The organism is Streptomyces narbonensis (assembly GCF_014649015.1).
Classification (GTDB): domain Bacteria; phylum Actinomycetota; class Actinomycetes; order Streptomycetales; family Streptomycetaceae; genus Streptomyces; species Streptomyces narbonensis.
This window is the reverse complement of the sequence record NZ_BMSF01000005.1, coordinates 261942-278086: the sequence shown is the minus strand read 5'-3', so window position 1 is coordinate 278086 and position 16145 is coordinate 261942. Positions and strand designations below refer to the sequence as shown.

Genomic DNA, 16145 nt, shown 5'->3' with positions numbered 1-16145 from the left:
TCAGCCCCTCCCGGCTCACCCGGTCGGTCGGAACACTCGCAGGTCGCGGACCTCGTACGACATCTCGTCGGTGTCCGCGTCCGGCGCCGGGTGGTAACGCCCCGCACATACCGAGAGGTTGACGATCAGATAGGCGTGCCAGCTGCGGCCCACGCCGCGCCCGTCGGCGAACACTCTCACGTCATCAAGCCACCACACGACCGAGCGCGCGCCGAACTCTGTCCGCAGCTTCACCCAGCCGCCGGGGCTCACCGAGGGAGAACGGTGGTAGCGATGAGTGCCACGTACGCGGTTGGACAGTTCAAGCAGGTCCGGGTTGTCGGGGTGGTATTCGAAGACGTCGATCTCCTGTCCTCCGTCGCGCCAGGTCCAGATCGCGGGCCAGGCCCCGGTCTCCTCGGGGAGGCGCACCCGCGCCTCCAGCGAGTCCCCGGCGCGCACCTGGAACCCCTGGGGACTCCCCTCGGTGGTCAGCAGACCGGCGTCCCACAGGCCGTCACGCCTACGGGTCGCCCGGAAGACCCCTGATCTGCTGTAGGCGGGATCCTCTACCAGGTGGTCCAGTTTGTTGTCCCCCGGATTGACCGGGCCGCCGTCGGGATACGCCCACGAGCGCCCGGCGACCCACTGCTCCGGTGAACTGAAGTCCGCGGTGAAGATCGGCTCGGAGGCAGGAGACGAGGATGGCATGGAAGGCTCCCCAGGTAGGACGGTCGTGCCACCTGCGTTCTGCCCTCAGCGGCTGCCACTATGCGGAGCGCCTCACTCCATGTCGAGAACTCGTCACAAGGAGGAGTCGACGACACCCGGGCAGGGGAACCGTCCGAGTGTCCGCCGCGTCAGGACTCCCGGAAGGGCCGGTTCGCCTGCCTCGACGGCGCAGGCGTCGCGTGATGCATCCTGGGAGCAGGCAAACTCACGGGACCGCTGTCGGTGGGTGATGCGAGACTCGACCCATGAAGCCCAATGATCCCAAAGACGACCTGCACCGCTACCTCAAGGCAGCCCGCGAAGCCATCGTCTGGAAGATGGACGGATTGTCCGAGTACGACATCCGCCGCCCCCTGACTCCGACCGGCACCAACCTTCTTGGCCTCGTCAAGCACCTCGCCAGCGTCGAACTCGGGTACTTCGGGCCGACCTTCGGCCGCCCCCACAACGAGTCCCTCCCCTGGCACGAGGAGAGCGCCGAGCCCAACTCGGACATGTGGGCACCCGCCGACGAGTCGCGCGAAGCTGTTCTGAGCCTCTACCACCGCGCCTGGGCTCACGCGGATGCGACGATCGAGGCACTGTCGCTCGACGCGATGGGGCACGTCGCGTGGTGGGGCGACAACGGAGACGTGACGCTGCAGCGGATCATGCTGCACATGACGGCCGAGACGAACCGGCACGCCGGCCACGCCGACATCGTCCGCGAGCTGATCGACGGCAAGGTTGGGATGCGGGAGGCAAACAGCAACATGGACGGCGGTGACGAGTCCTGGTACCAGGACTACTGGAACCGACTGGAGGCGTCCGCCCAGGAGGCTCAGGCCAAGCAGAGCTGAAGTCACTCTTGCGCCAAGAGCGGTGTGAGCTTTTGGCGTTGGCGGTACAGCCCGCCGGCACGGCCTACCGGCACGACCTGCCGGCACGGCCTACTGGAACGGCCTGCCAGCACTACCTGCCGGGACCGCCTACCGGAACGGCCTGCCAGCACTACCTGCCGGGACGGACCCCTCAGAACCAGTGACAGACCTACTCGGCTCCGACCTTCTCCAGCTCGGTGAGCCGGGCAAGGATACGTTTGGGGAGTTCGGCAGCCGTCAGCCGGAACGGACTCCAGCGATCCTTGGAGCCCGGCTTCATCGACGCCGAGAACCGGAAGCGCCCCTTGCTGTTGGGCTCGGTCACCATCTCTCCGAACGTCCCGCTCGGTATCAACCAGCCCATCATGATCGCCCCCCGCTCCACATCCACGGCGACGAACAGCATGTCCAGGTCGGTCCGCGGCTGGAACGTCTGCGACCGCACGAAGGCCATCAGCCTGCCCTGCTGAATTTGCGTTCCAGTGGACATCCGGGCTTTCACCTGCACGGCCAGTGTCGCGGAACTCCCGCGCCGGTGGAAGACGAGGTCCACTCCCTCGTCGTCCACGAGCGAGGTGGAGACGTTCAACTCACCACCCGTAGCCAGGATGCACGAGGCTGCGACGAGATACTCGGCTGCCTTCCCCATCCGTGCGGCGGCTGGGCTCTTGTCCAGGTAGTCCTCGTCATCACTCATGGCGGGAATCTATCGACTGCCCACCGACGGTGGGCATCAAATCCGGACAGGGCCGAGCTGGGTACTCATCGCACGATGCGGGTGCCTGCCAGCGGAGAGACATCTCTTCGGTGATCAATCGGTGCTTGCCGGGGCCGGCGGAGAGGGCCCGTGTCGTAGCTCCGTGATACTCATGCCCCATGAGCCAGTTCCGCGACTTCAACCTCAAGCTGCTCGTCATCGAGGAGCTCATGTACGGCCCCGAGCCGCTCCTTCCGGTCTACGATCTGCCCTCGAGGCTGGCCTCGCGGGGGATCGGCGACCCCGCGTCCTATGTCCTGGGGAACGGCCTCCACGCGGAAGTGCTGCCGGAGTCCCAGGCCCATTTCGAGGCCCTGGAGATCCCGACCGAACTGCTCGCCCGCGTCGAGGAGCTGTGCTTCGATGCCGGGGCGGACGTCTTCCGGCACTGCGCCCCCGCCTGGGACGGCGACGACGACCTGTTCGACGTCCGCTCGCTCGACGACCTCGCTCTGCTGCCCAACCTGCGGGAGGTCACCTTCGTGGAGGACGGAGTCCTGGCCGTGCCGAACGCGGCGGAGGTCTTCGCCGCGCGCGGCATCGACACGGACTGAGCCCCTGCACCCGTTCGTCGGTCCGGCGCCCCGGCGGGGTCCTCAGAGGCCCCGCCTGGCGTTGTCGACGCACGAAGCTGCCCCACGGAAACCTTGGTGAACCACCAACGTGTCACCGTCCGCCCCGCGGCCGTCGTCGCGCGCAGTGGCGAGAGGGTCCCTTGCCCGGTTCCTCCCTCGGGGCCCTTAGGTTCGTCTGCCGTTCAGTCGCAGCAGTCGCAGCAGCACTTGCAGGGGTTGCAGCAGCCCCCGCCACAGCCGTCACCCGAGCCCCCGCCGGAGCCACCAGAGCCACCGGAGCCGCCAGGGCCCCCCGGCCCGTGGCCTCCGCCTGAACCGCCGGAGGAGCCTCCCGAGTTACCGCCGCCGTGTCCGCCGAACCAGCCGTCGCCTCCGGCACCGTCCCTGCCGGAAGCGTCCCGGCCGCCCGAGCCACCCCCGCGGTTGCCGTCGCCGAACTGCCAGGACTCCCCCTCACCCGAATCCGCGTCGTCGTCGCAGCGGCAGCAGTCGTAGCAGAGCCTGCAGTCGCCACACAGCCGGCCCTGCCGGTGACACCGCCGGCACTCCCCCTCCGGCGGTCGGCCCGATGCCGTAGGCGCACCCCCTGGACCCACGAGTGCTCCGACGCCGCATGCCTCGCCCGTGCCCGACTGCAAGGGCTCCTCCGTCGCCGTACGGCGCCCCAGCCAAGGCAGTATGCGCAGGCCACGCGCCTGGCTGCTGTGCCGGTGCCGGCGATGCCGGGGGTCGAAGGCCCGATCCACGGCACGCTCCAACTCGCCGCCCAGAAGCACCTGTACCAGCCGCCCGTCGACGAACCTGGCATCGGACAGGGAGAGCCGGATTCCGTGGACGGCGTCGTCGCAGAGCCTGCGCACCTCGGCGCGGTCCGCGCCGGTCACGGCGATCGGGTTCCAGGCTCCCGACGCCTCGTCCGCGTCCAGGTCCTCCACTGCGTCCAGCAGATGAGCCAGTCGTCCGAAGAGACGGCCGGCTTCCGCCAGCGGTTCGGCATTGTCCGGGCGGTTCGTGAGTACGGCGGTGTACGCGAATGCGGCGGCGGTCGCCGTTTCCGTCGGCTCCGTGACCGTCAGGAGCGAGCCGCCCCGGCCGGTCGACCGCTCGATCTCCGGCTGGCGCTCGACGGCCTCGAGCAGCACCGAGGTGTCGAAGCCGAGCCGGTCGCCGCCCGCCGCACCCGCGCGATCCCACCCATGGGCGATCCGGCGTGCCGCCATCGCCATCGGGCGGCGCCCCAACAGACCGTCGCCGTCGGCCACATGGTCACGTATCTTGGCGGCGGCGAGCACCAGCGACACCGTCGCCGCCAACCGGGCACCCTCGCCCTGTGCCACGTCCGCCGATCGCATCCCGCGCAGCGGGCAGGGCCCGGCCCCTCGTCGCCAGTCGCCCGACCGCTCCGACTGCGCTTCGGTCAGGACCGAGACGATCAGGCCGTCGTAGTTGGTGGCCACCCTCGCGAACTGTCCGTACTCGCCGCGCAACGTCAGGCACAGCCCACACAGGTGCGCCATCCACTCCGTACGCAAGCCCTCGCCGAGCCGATGGCGGCATGGCCTGATGATTCCGAACATCGAAGATCTCCCCCGTAGGACATCTCGTACGCGCAACTGGTGCGACCGCACGTGACGTCAACCGCATGCGCCATCAACGCGCGGTCGTCATCCTAAAGGGGTCCTTTCCGAGAGTGGCCGCCGGGCGACGAGGAATGGTCAAGACCTGTTGTACGAGGGGGCCGGCCGTCGGCTGGCGAGGGGGCTTGAGTCTCCCGTAGGGGGAGACACCAAGCTATGGGCATGAACGGCGACACGCTTTACTCGATCGGCGAGCTGGCTCGTCGGACCGGTCTCACGGTCAAGACCATTCGGTTCTACTCCGATCGCGGAATCGTGACGCCGACGGACCGCAGCCCGGCCGGCTACCGCTTGTACAACATCGACGCCGTCGCGCGCTTGGACCTCGTGCGGACCCTGCGGACACTGGGGCTGGACCTTCCCACGATCCGCAAGATCGTCGATCGGGAGCTCTCGCTCCCTGAGGTCGCCGCGGCGCATGCCGAGGCAGTCGCGGTGCAGATTCGCATCCTGCGTCTGCGTCACGCGGTGCTGACAGTCGTGGCCGAACGTGGGCTCACTCCCGAGGAGACCGATCTCGTGCACCAGCTTGCCCAGCTTTCCGAGGAGGAACGCCGAGATCTCATCGGTGATTTCCTCAACACTGTCTTCGACGGTCTCGGCGCCGACCCCGCATTCGCAGGGGTCATGCGCTCGATGACCCCCGAACTGCCGGATACTCCCGAGGCGGAGCAGGCCCGAGCATGGGTGGAGTGGGCCGAACTGGCTCTGGACCCGGACTTCCGTGCCGGCGTGCGACGAATGGCCGAGGATCTGGCGGCCGAACGGGCACAGGGCGACACCACGGGCCCGCGCCGCGACTTCGCCGCAACTGTCCGTGACCTGGTCGCCCCGGCCCTGACGGCGGGCATCGACCCGGCCTCCCATCGGGCCGATCCGATCGTCGCGGCGCTTGCGGATCACTACGCGCACATCTGCGGCCGCCCTGACGACGCCGAGCTTCGCCGTCGGCTGCTGCTCCGGCTGGAGAGTGCGAACGATCCGCGCAGGGACCGGCACTTCCAGCTACTTGCAGTGATCAACGGCTGGCCTGCTCCGGAGAGCCTGGCGCGAGTGCTCGACTGGTCCGTCGAGGCCCTGCGCGTTCGGGCGCAGCGGTAGTGGGCCCGGAACGGTCTGTGCCGGGGCCGGACGCCGACGCGTACGATCGGCCGGCGACTGACACCGCCGTACTGCGTGCGGATGCCACGCCGTCCGCTCCCGCCCTCGTTATTCGTCCCTGGTGCATGCAGGACGTTCCCGCGCTGGTCGAGGCATGCCGGGATCGATCCTTGCGCCACTGGACCAGCTCTTCCGTGGAGAACCACGCCGACGCAGTGCGGTGGGTGCGGGCCCAGCAGCGAGGGTGGGCGGTGGGCGACCGGTTCGGCTTCGCGGTCCTTGAAGCGCAACCCGATTCACCCCATGGGCAGTTGGTCGGCAATGTGGTCCTCAAGGAAGCCGCCTTCGGCAAACCCTCGGCTGAGGTGGGCTATTGGACCGCGGCGCATGCTCGCGGACGGGGTGTGGCGCCTCGCGCTCTGGAGGCCCTCACTGGCTGGGCCTTCGACACGTTCGGGGCCGGCTGGCTGAAGCGTCTGGAACTCCTGCATCAGGTGGACAACACCGCTTCGTGCCGGGTTGCGCAGAAGAGCCGGTACGAGTTCGACAGCCTTCTGCCCGCGGCGCCGCCCTCCTTCCCTCTCGACGGTCATCTGCACATACGGTGCAGGGATGCCTGAGATCCACTCGCGTTCCGCGGATCGGCCGAGGTGGCTCGTGCCGCGCAGGTCCCTGGGCGCTCGACGAGTTGGCCGCGTTCGAAGCGGGCTCCGGCCCGGACAAGTGGGACGAGGTGAGCGCCGTTGACGGCCCCGCCAGCGGGCCTGTGCGAACTCGACCAGCTTGAACACCATGGCGAGTCCGGCAGCACGGGATCCGGCGCCCTTGGTGACCTTCCGGGGCTGGTGGTAGCCGTCGCGGACTACCAAGCACCGCCCCACTCTCGTCCTTCTCGTGGGCCGTCTCGACGATGTGGGAGTTGACCTCGGCCTCCAGCGCCGCGGCCGGTGAGCGCAAGCGTGCCTTCCCGACCCGCGCTGCGAACGGGGGCCTACCCGATGACCATCACGGGATCATCGGGAAGGTACGCCCTCTGCGTTCCTCCCGGAACTGATCCACTCCAGAGAGCTCTAGGGCCCCTATGGCTCCATGGCCCTGGCCCTATGACCTCTAGGCCCTCTAGATGGGCCTGGGGGCGGTCTTGTCCGTCGTGGTGCCGTCCTCGTCCTGGACCTCCGGCGCAACGGGCTGTTCCGGAACGGGCGGCGTGCGGACCAGCAGCGCGACCAGCACCGTCAGTCCCCCGAGCGCGGCGCCGACCCCGAACCCCCACTGGATGCCCGTGGCCAGGGCGTCCGTGGCGTCGGCGCCGTCGGCCGCCGCCGTGGCGGTGCGTCCCGACATCACGCTGATGACCAGGGCGGTTCCCGCGGCGGCCGCGACCTGCTGCAGCGAGCCCAGAATCGCCGAGCCGTGCGGGTAGAGGGGCGGCGGGAGTACGGACAGGCCGGAGGTGAAGACGGGGGTGAAGACGAACGCCATGCCCGCGCTCAGTGCCACGTGCACGGCGAGCACCAGCCACGGCGAGGTCTCTTCGCCCATGAGGGCGAAGAGTGCGAGGCAGAGCGCTGTGAGTGCGGCTCCGGGCACGACCAGCCGTGGTGCGCCGAGCCGGTCGTAGAGCTTTCCGACCTGGGGTCCGAGCAGGCCCATGGTCAGGCCGCCGGGGATGAGGAGCAGCCCGGTCTGCAGTGAGGTCAGGCCGCACACCTCCTGCAGGTAGATCGGCAGCAGGATGAACGCGCCCATGAGTGCCATGAAGGACACGCACATCAGGCCGAGCGCCACGGAGAAGTGCCGAAAGGTCAGGGCCCGCAGGTCCAACAGCGGTGTGGACGAGCGCTGCAGCGCCAGCTGCCTCCATGTGAACAGGCCTACCAGCACCGCACCCACGAGAGTCGTGACCTCCGGGGGCACGACCGGAGCGGATTCGTCCCCGGCGCCGAGGCCGCTGAGGCCGTAGACCAGGGCTCCGAAGCCCGCCGCGGCCAGGGGGACGGACAGCCAGTCGATCGGGCCGGCCTGCGGCTCACCGACGTTGACCAGTTTCCGCTGACCGAACACCGCCATGGCTCCGGCGATGGGCAGGACCGCCAGGAACAGCAGGCGCCACGTGCCCAGTTGGAGCAGCACACCGGACACGGCGGGGCCGAGGGCGGGTGCGACGGAGATGACGAGGGTGATGTTGCCCATCACCCGGCCTCGGTCATGCGGGGGCACGAGCGTCATCAGCGTCGTCATGAGCAGCGGCATCATGACGGCGGTGCCGGCGGCCTGGACGACGCGGGCGACCAGGAGTACGGCGAAGGTGGGCGCCGCCGCGGCCAGGGCCGTGCCGGCGAGGAACAGCGCCATGGCCAGGCCGAAAGCGGTCCGGGTCGTCACGCGCTGGAGGAACCATCCGGTCACCGGGATGACGACGGCCATGGTGAGCATGAAGGCCGTGGAGAGCCAGCCCGCGGCTGCCGCGGTGACCTCGAACTCGCGCATGAGTCGCGGGATCGCGTTTACCATGATCGTCTCGTTGAGGAGGACGACGAACGTGGACAGCACGAGGATCCTCAGCACGGCGGTGACACGGCCGGGCGAGAGGATGGGTGTGGCGTGTGGTGCGAGCATGGCGCCTTCCGTCATGTGAGTGTCCTCGGCACGTAGGGGGTCATACGGGCAGACCGAAGCGCCTGGAGGAACTCATCGGTGTCGCCCGATCCTGTCTGCGCCGCCGCCCGTACTCAAGTCGTTTTTTCCGGGACGCCCGCCGTCTCGGTTCCGCCGATTCGTGCAACCATCCGCTCGCTCAAACAGTCCCATAGGGCGAGCGCGCCGTACGCGTGTTCGTTTCGTTTCCGGGGGGACCCTCATGACTCACCACATATTCCTGCGTGCCCGCGTGCTTCCGGCCGTGATCGCGGCCGGGGTGCTCGTGCCCGTCGTCGCGGGCGCGGCGCCCGCTTCGGCCGCCACCGCGCCGCGGGTCAGCTGTACGTCGGGCAAGGCCGGGCTCGCCGCCAAGCTGCAGAGGGACATCACCGCCGCCCTCGCCACGCGCAGCGGTACCGTCGCCGTCGGCCTGCGCGACCGCACCACGAACACCACCTGCACGCTGCGCGCCACGACCTCGTACGACTCGGCCAGCATCGTGAAGGTGACCGTCCTCGCCACGCTCCTGTGGGACGCCAAGAAGACCAACCGGTACCTGACCACCCGCGAGTCCAACCTCGCCACCGCCATGATCACCAAGTCCGACAACGCTGCCACCACCTCCCTGTGGAACCAGCTCGGCGTCACCAAGGTGAAGGGCTTCCTCGCGGCCGCCGGCATGACGCGGACGGTTCCGGGGTCCGGCGGCTACTGGGGGCTCACCCGGATCAACGTCACCGACGAGCAGCGGCTGCTCTCGCTGATCACGGCCAGGAACAACGTCCTGAGCGACAACGCCCGCGCGTACATCCTCAAACTCATGGGGCGCGTCATCACCTCGCAGAGGTGGGGGACCCCGGCCGGAGCGCCCTCCTCCGTGTCCAAGCAGGTCAAGAACGGCTGGCTGCAGCGCTCCACGCGCGGCTGGCGCGTGCACAGCATCGGCACGTTCAAGGGCGGCGGCCACGACTACACCATCTCCGTGCTCACCGACGGCAACAGCACGATGAACTACGGCGTGAACACCATCCAGGCCGTGGCCAAGGTGATCCACCGGGATCTGTTCCCGACCACACCCGCCGCGTCCCGCTACACGCCGACCGCCACGCCCAAGGAGGCGTACATAGCGGTGCCCCAGGGCTGAGCCGCCGGGGGCTGAAGCAGCGTTCCACCGCGCTACAGGCCTCGCAAAGCTCACGGACGGGTCGGCGGGTCTGCCGCCGGCCCGTCCGCGCCCGTGTGGGGAGTACGGCCCCAGGGCGCCGGTCCAGGCATCGTGGCCGGTCGGCCCTCCAGTTCTTGAAGACCCGACGACCCCGCCCCCTCCCCGCGCCGGGGAGCCGGCCAGGCTGTGCGCATTCCGGCCGGATCGTCGGACGGCCCGCCGGCCGCGTTGCGGCCGGTCACCCCCTCTCCCCACCACTTTCCGTGGCCGGACCGCTGGCGTGATCTCCACCCCGCGCTGTTGACCATGCTCACATCACGCCCGAAGCTTTCACGCGACCCGCACAACTGTCACGTCGTCACCACGATTTCCCGGCAGGCGGGTTGACCGGTCCCCGTCTCCGGAAGGATCTTCCGATGCGCCGTATCGCCGCGCTGTTCGCCACTGCCCTGCTCGCGGGAGCCGCCGCGCTCACCGCGCCCGCCGCCAACGCCGCCGAGAGCCCTGCCCCCGCCGCCAAGCAGTCCGCGAGAACCGTCCCGGGCCCCGGCGGCGTCGGGAGTTGCACCAAAGCCGGGATGTCCGCCACCTGTACCGGCCTCGACCCGATGCAGACCTGGAGCGTCGGGGGCACCTGCGCGACCTGGGACTACAACACCATGTCCTACACCTACTCGCAGGCGTGGAGCGGCTGGGTCACCGGCGACACCACCACCTCCGCGAGCTGCTTCGGTACGGGCATGTGGTGGGGCGGCGGCGTCTCGTTCGGACCCGCCGTCCCGGCCGGCCCGGTCGGGCAGGTCACCGGCTTGGCGGGCAAGTGCCTGGACGTCCGCGGCGGCAGCATGGCCAATAAGACGCCCACCCAGATCTGGGACTGCCTCGGCAACGTCAATCAGCGGTGGAAGATCGGCGCCGACGGCACCATCCGCGCCGTCGGCGTGTGCCTGGACATCTGGAACGGCCGCACCGGCAACGGCACGCAGGTGCACACCGGCCCCTGCAACGGCAACATCGCCCAGCAGTGGTCGGTCCGGAGCGACGGCGCGATCGTCAACACGAAGTCCGGCCGCTGCCTGGACGTCCGGGCCTACGACAGCACCAACGGCAACATCGTGCAGATCTGGGACTGCAACGGCACCTCGAACCAGATCTGGCACCTGCCCGCCTGACACGGCACGGCCGCCCGGCGGGTGCTTGCCGACCTGGAGGGGAACGAAGCCTGCGTCACCACTTGGCAAGGCCGGGACAGCTGACACGACGCACCCGGCAACGGACACCCGTGGCGACGAAGATCACCGCGGTCGTCGCGGGAGGCGTACGCGAGGGGTGTGGGCGGGCGGGAGGCATACGCGGGAGGCGTACGCCCCTGTCCGCGACTCATCTGGGGACGAAGGTGACCTCGAACATGCGGGGCCAGAGTTTGCCGGTGAGCAAGAACCTGTCGGTTCCGGGGACGGCGGCGATGCCGTTGAGTTGTTTGGCTCCGCGGCGTTCCGATGCGGTCAGGAGTCCGGCGGCGTCGATGTTCGCGGTGACGGTGCCGGTGTGCGAGTCGATGCGCAGGATCGTGTCCGTCGGGTACACGTTGGCGTAGACGAAGCCGTCGGGCGTGCATTCCAGTTCGTTGAGCCGCGTCGCGGGCGAGCCGTCCTGGCGGACGTCGACGCCGCCCGTCGCCTCGAACGTGTCGGGGTCGCGGAAGGTGAGGCGGTCGGTGCCGTCGCTCATCACCAGTCGTTCCTGGCCGCCGTCGTGCTGGTGGCACAGGCCCCAGCCTTCGCCCTCGTAGCCGACTCGGCGGCGCTCCGCGAGGGTGGTGGGGTCGCGCTCGATGGCGATGCCGTTGCGCCAGGTGATCTGCCACAGCCTGGAGCCGGTCAGGGTGATGCCCTCGCCGAACAAGGGCGCCGGCAGTCCGACGTACCGGGTGGGGGGCTTGCCTGGCGGTCCGGCGCGTAGGGAGGAGTGGCCGACCCGGCCGGTGCTCTCGTAGAGGGTGGCGCCGCGGAATTCCAGGCCCTGGGTGAAGGCTCGGGGGTCGTGAGGGAAGGTGTTCCGGGTTTCTGCCCGGAGTAGCTCGACCCGGAGGGTGGAGGTGGGGGCGGGCGTGGTTGTCTGCGCCCGTCCGCCGGCCGGCATGCGGGCGTGGTCGGGCGGGGTGAAGGTCGTCTGCACGGCACCGTCCCGACGGGTGGCGCCCTCCGGTTCGGCTGGGACGGCGAGCAGCGCCCCGGCCGCTGCCACCACGGCCACCACGGCCAGTACGTGGGTGCCCGGTCCGGTCCGCCTCCTGCGGGTGGCGGGGGGCTCGGCGGTCATCCGGCCGGCCTTCGACGGCTGCGGGAGTGCCGTCGGCTTCCCGAGCGCGGCCCCGGGTGCTGCACGGATCGCGGCAGGTGTTCCCTCTGGGGTACCTGGGGCACCTGGGGCACCGTGGTCTTCCGTCCGGGTGGTCTCGCACGATCGCGCCGTGCGGGTGGGGACGAGGCTCGGCCTTCGTTCGGGGGCGTCTGCCGCTTGAGCTGCCCTTGAGTGCGCATGGTGTCGTTGTCTCCGGTCTGCGGAACGCCGCCCGTTTCGCTGCTCGTAGCGTGAAGGAAACCACAGCCAGGAGGCGGTTCGGCGCATGCCGAACGGTCAGTCACGCGAGGGGATACGGCGGGATGCGCGGTCAGCATCAGCACGTACCCCACCTGATCGCACAGCGACGGCCCCGGCCGGGGTCGCCTCTACGGCGAGCTGGATTGCGGCTTCTGCGCCCGCCGCGCCGGCGCTCTCCCGCCGGGGACTCCCCCGGCCTAGGGGGTGTCGTCAAGTTCCCGTCGTCGCCCGAAGGGCGGCCCCGCGGCGTCTGGTGCGTGCTCTCGGCGTGCCGGGTGGAAGCCCACGTACTGGACGTACGTGGGCTTTCGCCCGGTGCGGCGAGAGTGCGTGCCTGGCGTTGTGGGGCAGACGGGAATTTGACGACACCCCCTAGGCTCCTTCTCATGGGACACCTTGTGCGTACCGATGACGGTCGGATCCTGGTGGCTGAGGAGTGGGGCAGTCCTTCGGGGATTCCGGTGCTTGTCTTCCATGGGACGCCCGGCAGTCGTCTCGGCACCCTGCTGCCCGGGATCGCGGCGCAGTACCCGGGCTTCCGGTTTCTCGCCTATGACCGTCCCGGGTACGGGGAGTCGGGGCGCGCTGCGGGGCGCCGGGTCGGCGATGCGGCCCGGGATGCGGCGGCTGTCGCCAATGCCTTCGGTGTCGGGCGGTTCGCGGTGGTCGGCCGGTCCGGTGGGGGGCCGCACGCGCTCGCCTGCGCGGCGCTGCTGTCGGAGAGGGTCCGGGCGGCGGCCGTCCTGGTCGGGCTCGCCCCGCCGGACGCGGCCGGTCTGGACTGGTCTGCGGGCATGACGCCGTTCAACGTGCGCGAGTACGGCCTGGCCCGCGCCCACCTGGACGGGCGGGACCCTGGCGGACTCGAACGGGATCTGGCCGATCGGGCCGTCGTCCTCCGCCGCGACCCGGTGCGTCTCCTCGACGACCTGCGCGCGGGTCTCTCCCCGCATGACCTGCCGGTCGTCGAGGACCCCCGGGTGCGGACGGTGCTGCTGAGCACCTACCGGGAGGCCCTGCGGGTCTCGCACCACGGCTGGCTCGACGACTGTCTGGCCTTCGCCCGCCCCTGGGGCTTCGACGTCAGCTCCATCCCTTCGCCCGTGCTGCTGTGGCACGGCCTCGACGACGCCTTCTCGCCGGTGGCGCACACCCGTTGGCTGGCCGGCCGGATCCCGGGCTCCGAGCCCGTCCTCGTACCGGACGCCGGTCATTTCGCCGCCCAGCTGGCGCTGCCTGACGTGCTGAGCTGGCTGGAGCGTCAGGGCGCCGGGCGCTGATACGAGGTCGAGCGCGCGCCCTTCAAGGCGTCGAGGATCCGCTCGTGGCTGTCCCCGACGACATCGCCGACGCGGACTCGGATGTCGAGGGCCTCGACCTCGTCGACGAAGCGCTGGGAGAAGGCGCCGAGCATCGTCGTCTCGTAGGAGCCGGTTCCCACCAGGGGAAAGTTCCCCATGGTGACCAGCTGGAAGTCCTCTCCGGCGGTGAACCCGGCCCTGGTCAGCATCTCCGCCACGCCCTCGACGTCGGTCCACGGGGCGGCGTGCAGCGGGTCGTCGCCGCGCAGGACGGCCCGGCACTCGTAGGCCTCGATCACCACGGTGTGCGAGCCTCCGTTGAGCAGCCCGACCTGCCATTCGGGTGCGCCGCCCCGCAGGTGCCCGGTGGTCCAGTCGGCGCGCCAACCGAGCGCCGGCCGTACCGTGCGGGCGTACTGGGCCCTGGCGAGGACCGCGCCGACCGCGACCGCGAGGAGGCTGCCGAGGGGCTCCATGTCGAGCAGCTCCAGCCGCCACGGCCACTCGGTCCGGGCGGCCGCCGTCTGGTTGGCCCGGGCGACTTCCCACCCGAGCACCGCCGTCAGCAGGACGAGCAGCACGATGGGCACCGTGAAGAGCAACGGGCTTCTCCGTACCCGCCGTTGGGCGTCATCGACGTGTATCGACCCAGCCCGCCTGAACCTGCCCATGACCACTCCCCCGGTTGTCGAACAGCGGCCCCACGGCCGCGCCTACGGCCCGGTCGATCGCGCCCGGCTCATCGTGCCCGAACGGGGGCGGGGCGACTAGGTCCTGTCGTCAAACTCCCGCCTGCCCTGCGGGCGGACGACGGGAGTTTGACGACAGGACCTAGGGCAAGGCCGGGCGCGGTCCCGAGGGACGGCTCGGGCGGGTGATCGCGGGCGCGTCACCCTGCGGGCCGCGTTGCGCGTACGTACATCGGCGGGATGCCTCCGGGTCGGGACCGAAGGTGACGTGTCTTCCGGTGAGCAGCCGGCCGCAGGCTGCGGGTCCTGGTCAGTCGGCCGGCTCGTACGACGGCGAGAGGAGCTTGTCGGCCGCCCGGACTCGGTGCAGGTGGATCAGGACGTCGTAGGCCCGACCGAGCGCGAGGGTCGGCAGGGGGCCCGGGGTGAAGGTCGAGCCGGCGTCGTAGACCGGGCGCGCCTGGTCGAGCCAGGCGCGGGCCGCGATGGGGGCGGTCCGCAGGTCGACGTAGAAGTCCCGGTGGCGGACCCGGTCGAGGGTGTACTCGTTCGTTCCGCGGACCGCGGCGGGGACGGTGACCGGCTCCCACTCCCCGTCGAGCGACGTGTCCTTGGTCAGAAAGGAGCCGCCGGCGAAGGTGAATCCGATCGCGGCGTAGTCGCTGCCCAGGTGGTCACGCAGTACCGCCCCTTGGGTCCGCGGGTAGGTGTCCGGATGGGTGGAGAGGTATCCGACGTGGCCGTTGTGGGCGGACAGCAGCATCTTGTGGCCGGTGCGGCGCTGCCACCACAGCACGTTGTCGGCCATGGCCTGGTCACGGAGACGCTCGGCGACGGTGACCGAGGCCGGGTCGGTGAGGTCGACGGTGGCGAAGGCGAAGGTCTGCGCGATGTTCCGGGCGTGCTGCACCGTCCACGCGTAGTCCTCGCCGTCGCCCTTCCTGGGCTCGGCGAGCATGTCGAGCGCCTCCTGGGCCCTTGCGGCGTTCGCCTCGCGTTCGGCGATCGGCTTGCGCAGGTAGGCGAACACGTCGTCGAAGGGACGGAGCCCGCCGTACAGCTCGGTGAGCCGGGGCAGGGCGTCCGGCCGCGTCTCGCGGGCGGACGCCAGCACGCGTTCGAAGATGTCGTCGCCCAGCTTCGGTGCTCCGAGGTCGTCCCCCATGAAGTGGACCGGGTGGTCGGGGTGGCGGCGGTTGTGCTCGCGCATCCAGCCGATCAGGCTGACGAACTCCTCGCGTTCCCAGGGGGATCCGGTCAGCGTCTCGCGCGCGATCTGCCGCGGGTCGCCGGGACCGCCCTGGAGGTACTCGTCGATCCTGAGCCCTGCCGACCAGCTCATCTCCAGGGCGAAGGTGGTGAAGCCGCGCTCTTCGACGAGGTGCCGGAAGACGCGTTCCTTCATGGTGAAGAACTCGTGCGAACCGTGCGTGGCCTCGCCGAGCCCCACCACCTTCGCGTCCCCGACCGCACCGCTCAGCGCCCGGAGGTCTCCGGTCGGGCCGGCGGGAGCGGTGGAGCGGAGGGGGTGCGCTACGCGTTCCAGGGCCCGCACAAGGGCCGCCTCCCGGCCGCCTGGCGTGACGAGGCCGACCAAGGCCGGTGACGCAGCGGGAGCGGTCGAGGCCACCGGCGCGGGCGGTACCGCTGAGGCCACCGTGGTGGCCAGCGCCGTGGCGGTGACCACTCCCGTGAGAGCGAGCAGCCCTCGCCGGCCGACCCTCTTCCCGTACCCGCGCTCGTACCCGTACCCGTACATGCTGATCACTCCTTGCGTGCGGCGGCTTCCCCCGCCAATGAAATGATCTTCGTGCGGCCATGGGGTGAAGCGCCCTGGGGCAGTCCACCGGCTTCCCGCAGGAGCCAGCCCTGACACGGAACGGGGGACAACCCCCGTACGGGTACCTGTCGTCGCCCTTCCCAGGGCCTGGGTGGTTCCGTCAGGTCAGTACCGGTGGCCGGGCCAGTGCCGGTCATCCCAACGGTCGGTTCCGGTGACGCCGAGGAGCCGTATCCGGTGGAGGACGGTCAGGCCGTCCAGCGCACAGTCGAGTCGAGCTCGTGCGGAGGGCTGATCGGGGTTCGTCGCAGGGGTTCGTCACAGG

General features: G+C 70.2%; 14 protein-coding genes and 1 pseudogene. 7 read left to right on the top strand and 8 right to left on the bottom strand.

The window, feature by feature from the left end:
- Positions 1-15 precede the first annotated feature (15 nt).
- Positions 16-690 carry a LamG domain-containing protein gene (locus tag IE124_RS11970; protein ID WP_189507661.1) on the bottom strand — a complete coding sequence of 225 codons (675 nt, stop codon included), beginning with the start codon at positions 688-690 and terminating at the stop codon, positions 16-18.
- A 266-nt stretch (positions 691-956) separates the two neighbouring features.
- On the opposite strand from IE124_RS11970, the gene IE124_RS11965 reads away from it, so the two are divergent.
- Positions 957-1550: a DinB family protein gene (locus IE124_RS11965; RefSeq protein WP_189507659.1), complete on the top strand. Its 594-nt coding sequence runs from the start codon at positions 957-959 to the stop codon at positions 1548-1550.
- 190 nt (positions 1551-1740) lie between these two features.
- Here the strand turns inward: IE124_RS11965 and IE124_RS11960 are convergent, their stop codons facing one another.
- Positions 1741-2268: a hypothetical protein gene (locus IE124_RS11960; protein ID WP_189507645.1), complete on the bottom strand. Its 528-nt coding sequence runs from the start codon at positions 2266-2268 to the stop codon at positions 1741-1743.
- A gap of 179 nt (positions 2269-2447) precedes the next feature.
- Between IE124_RS11960 and IE124_RS11955 the strand changes: the two genes are divergently transcribed.
- On the top strand, positions 2448-2882 hold the full coding sequence (locus IE124_RS11955) for a DUF6892 domain-containing protein (RefSeq protein ID WP_189507643.1): 435 nt from the start codon (positions 2448-2450) through the stop codon (positions 2880-2882).
- Positions 2883-3085: 203 nt separating this feature from the next.
- Here IE124_RS11955 and IE124_RS11950 read toward each other — a convergent pair whose 3' ends face one another.
- Positions 3086-4480, bottom strand: coding sequence for a DUF5685 family protein (locus tag IE124_RS11950; RefSeq protein WP_189507641.1), 1395 nt, complete (start codon positions 4478-4480; stop codon positions 3086-3088).
- 222 nt (positions 4481-4702) lie between these two features.
- Between IE124_RS11950 and IE124_RS11945 the strand changes: the two genes are divergently transcribed.
- Both IE124_RS11945 and IE124_RS11940 read left to right on the top strand, forming a co-directional pair.
- Positions 4703-5641, top strand: coding sequence for a MerR family transcriptional regulator (locus IE124_RS11945; RefSeq protein WP_189507639.1), 939 nt, complete (start codon positions 4703-4705; stop codon positions 5639-5641).
- Positions 5642-5712: 71 nt separating this feature from the next.
- Positions 5713-6261 (top strand): GNAT family N-acetyltransferase, encoded by a 549-nt coding sequence (locus tag IE124_RS11940; RefSeq protein ID WP_268246719.1) that lies wholly within the window; start codon positions 5713-5715, stop codon positions 6259-6261.
- On the opposite strand, the pseudogene IE124_RS11935 reads toward IE124_RS11940, so the two are convergent.
- Both IE124_RS11935 and IE124_RS11930 read right to left on the bottom strand, forming a co-directional pair.
- Positions 6231-6477: pseudogene (locus IE124_RS11935) on the bottom strand (IS256 family transposase); the annotation flags it as partial. The gene IE124_RS11940 and the pseudogene IE124_RS11935 overlap by 31 nt on opposite strands.
- Positions 6478-6760: 283 nt before the next feature.
- Positions 6761-8275 (bottom strand): DHA2 family efflux MFS transporter permease subunit, encoded by a 1515-nt coding sequence (locus tag IE124_RS11930; protein ID WP_229832388.1) that lies wholly within the window; start codon positions 8273-8275, stop codon positions 6761-6763.
- Positions 8276-8501: 226 nt separating this feature from the next.
- Between IE124_RS11930 and IE124_RS11925 the strand changes: the two genes are divergently transcribed.
- Positions 8502-9425 carry a serine hydrolase gene (locus IE124_RS11925; protein WP_189507637.1) on the top strand — a complete coding sequence of 308 codons (924 nt, stop codon included), beginning with the start codon at positions 8502-8504 and terminating at the stop codon, positions 9423-9425.
- 437 nt (positions 9426-9862) lie between these two features.
- Entirely contained in the window at positions 9863-10618 is a 756-nt protein-coding gene (locus IE124_RS11920; protein ID WP_189507636.1) for a ricin-type beta-trefoil lectin domain protein, read from the top strand.
- Between the two features lie 208 nt (positions 10619-10826).
- Here IE124_RS11920 and IE124_RS11915 read toward each other — a convergent pair whose 3' ends face one another.
- The gene (locus IE124_RS11915) at positions 10827-11768 is read right to left on the bottom strand and encodes a glutaminyl-peptide cyclotransferase (RefSeq protein WP_229832387.1); all 942 of its coding nucleotides are present in this window, start codon (positions 11766-11768) and stop codon (positions 10827-10829) included.
- Positions 11769-12436: 668 nt separating this feature from the next.
- On the opposite strand from IE124_RS11915, the gene IE124_RS11910 reads away from it, so the two are divergent.
- On the top strand, positions 12437-13330 hold the full coding sequence (locus IE124_RS11910; RefSeq protein WP_189507635.1) for an alpha/beta fold hydrolase: 894 nt from the start codon (positions 12437-12439) through the stop codon (positions 13328-13330).
- On the opposite strand, the gene IE124_RS11905 is transcribed toward IE124_RS11910, so the two are convergent.
- Entirely contained in the window at positions 13312-13953 is a 642-nt protein-coding gene (locus tag IE124_RS11905) for a hypothetical protein (protein WP_229832386.1), read from the bottom strand. The two genes, IE124_RS11910 and IE124_RS11905, sit on opposite strands and share 19 nt — an antisense overlap.
- Before the next feature lie 397 nt (positions 13954-14350).
- Positions 14351-15799, bottom strand: coding sequence for an erythromycin esterase family protein (locus tag IE124_RS11900; protein WP_189507633.1), 1449 nt, complete (start codon positions 15797-15799; stop codon positions 14351-14353).
- Positions 15800-16145: the final 346 nt, after the last annotated feature.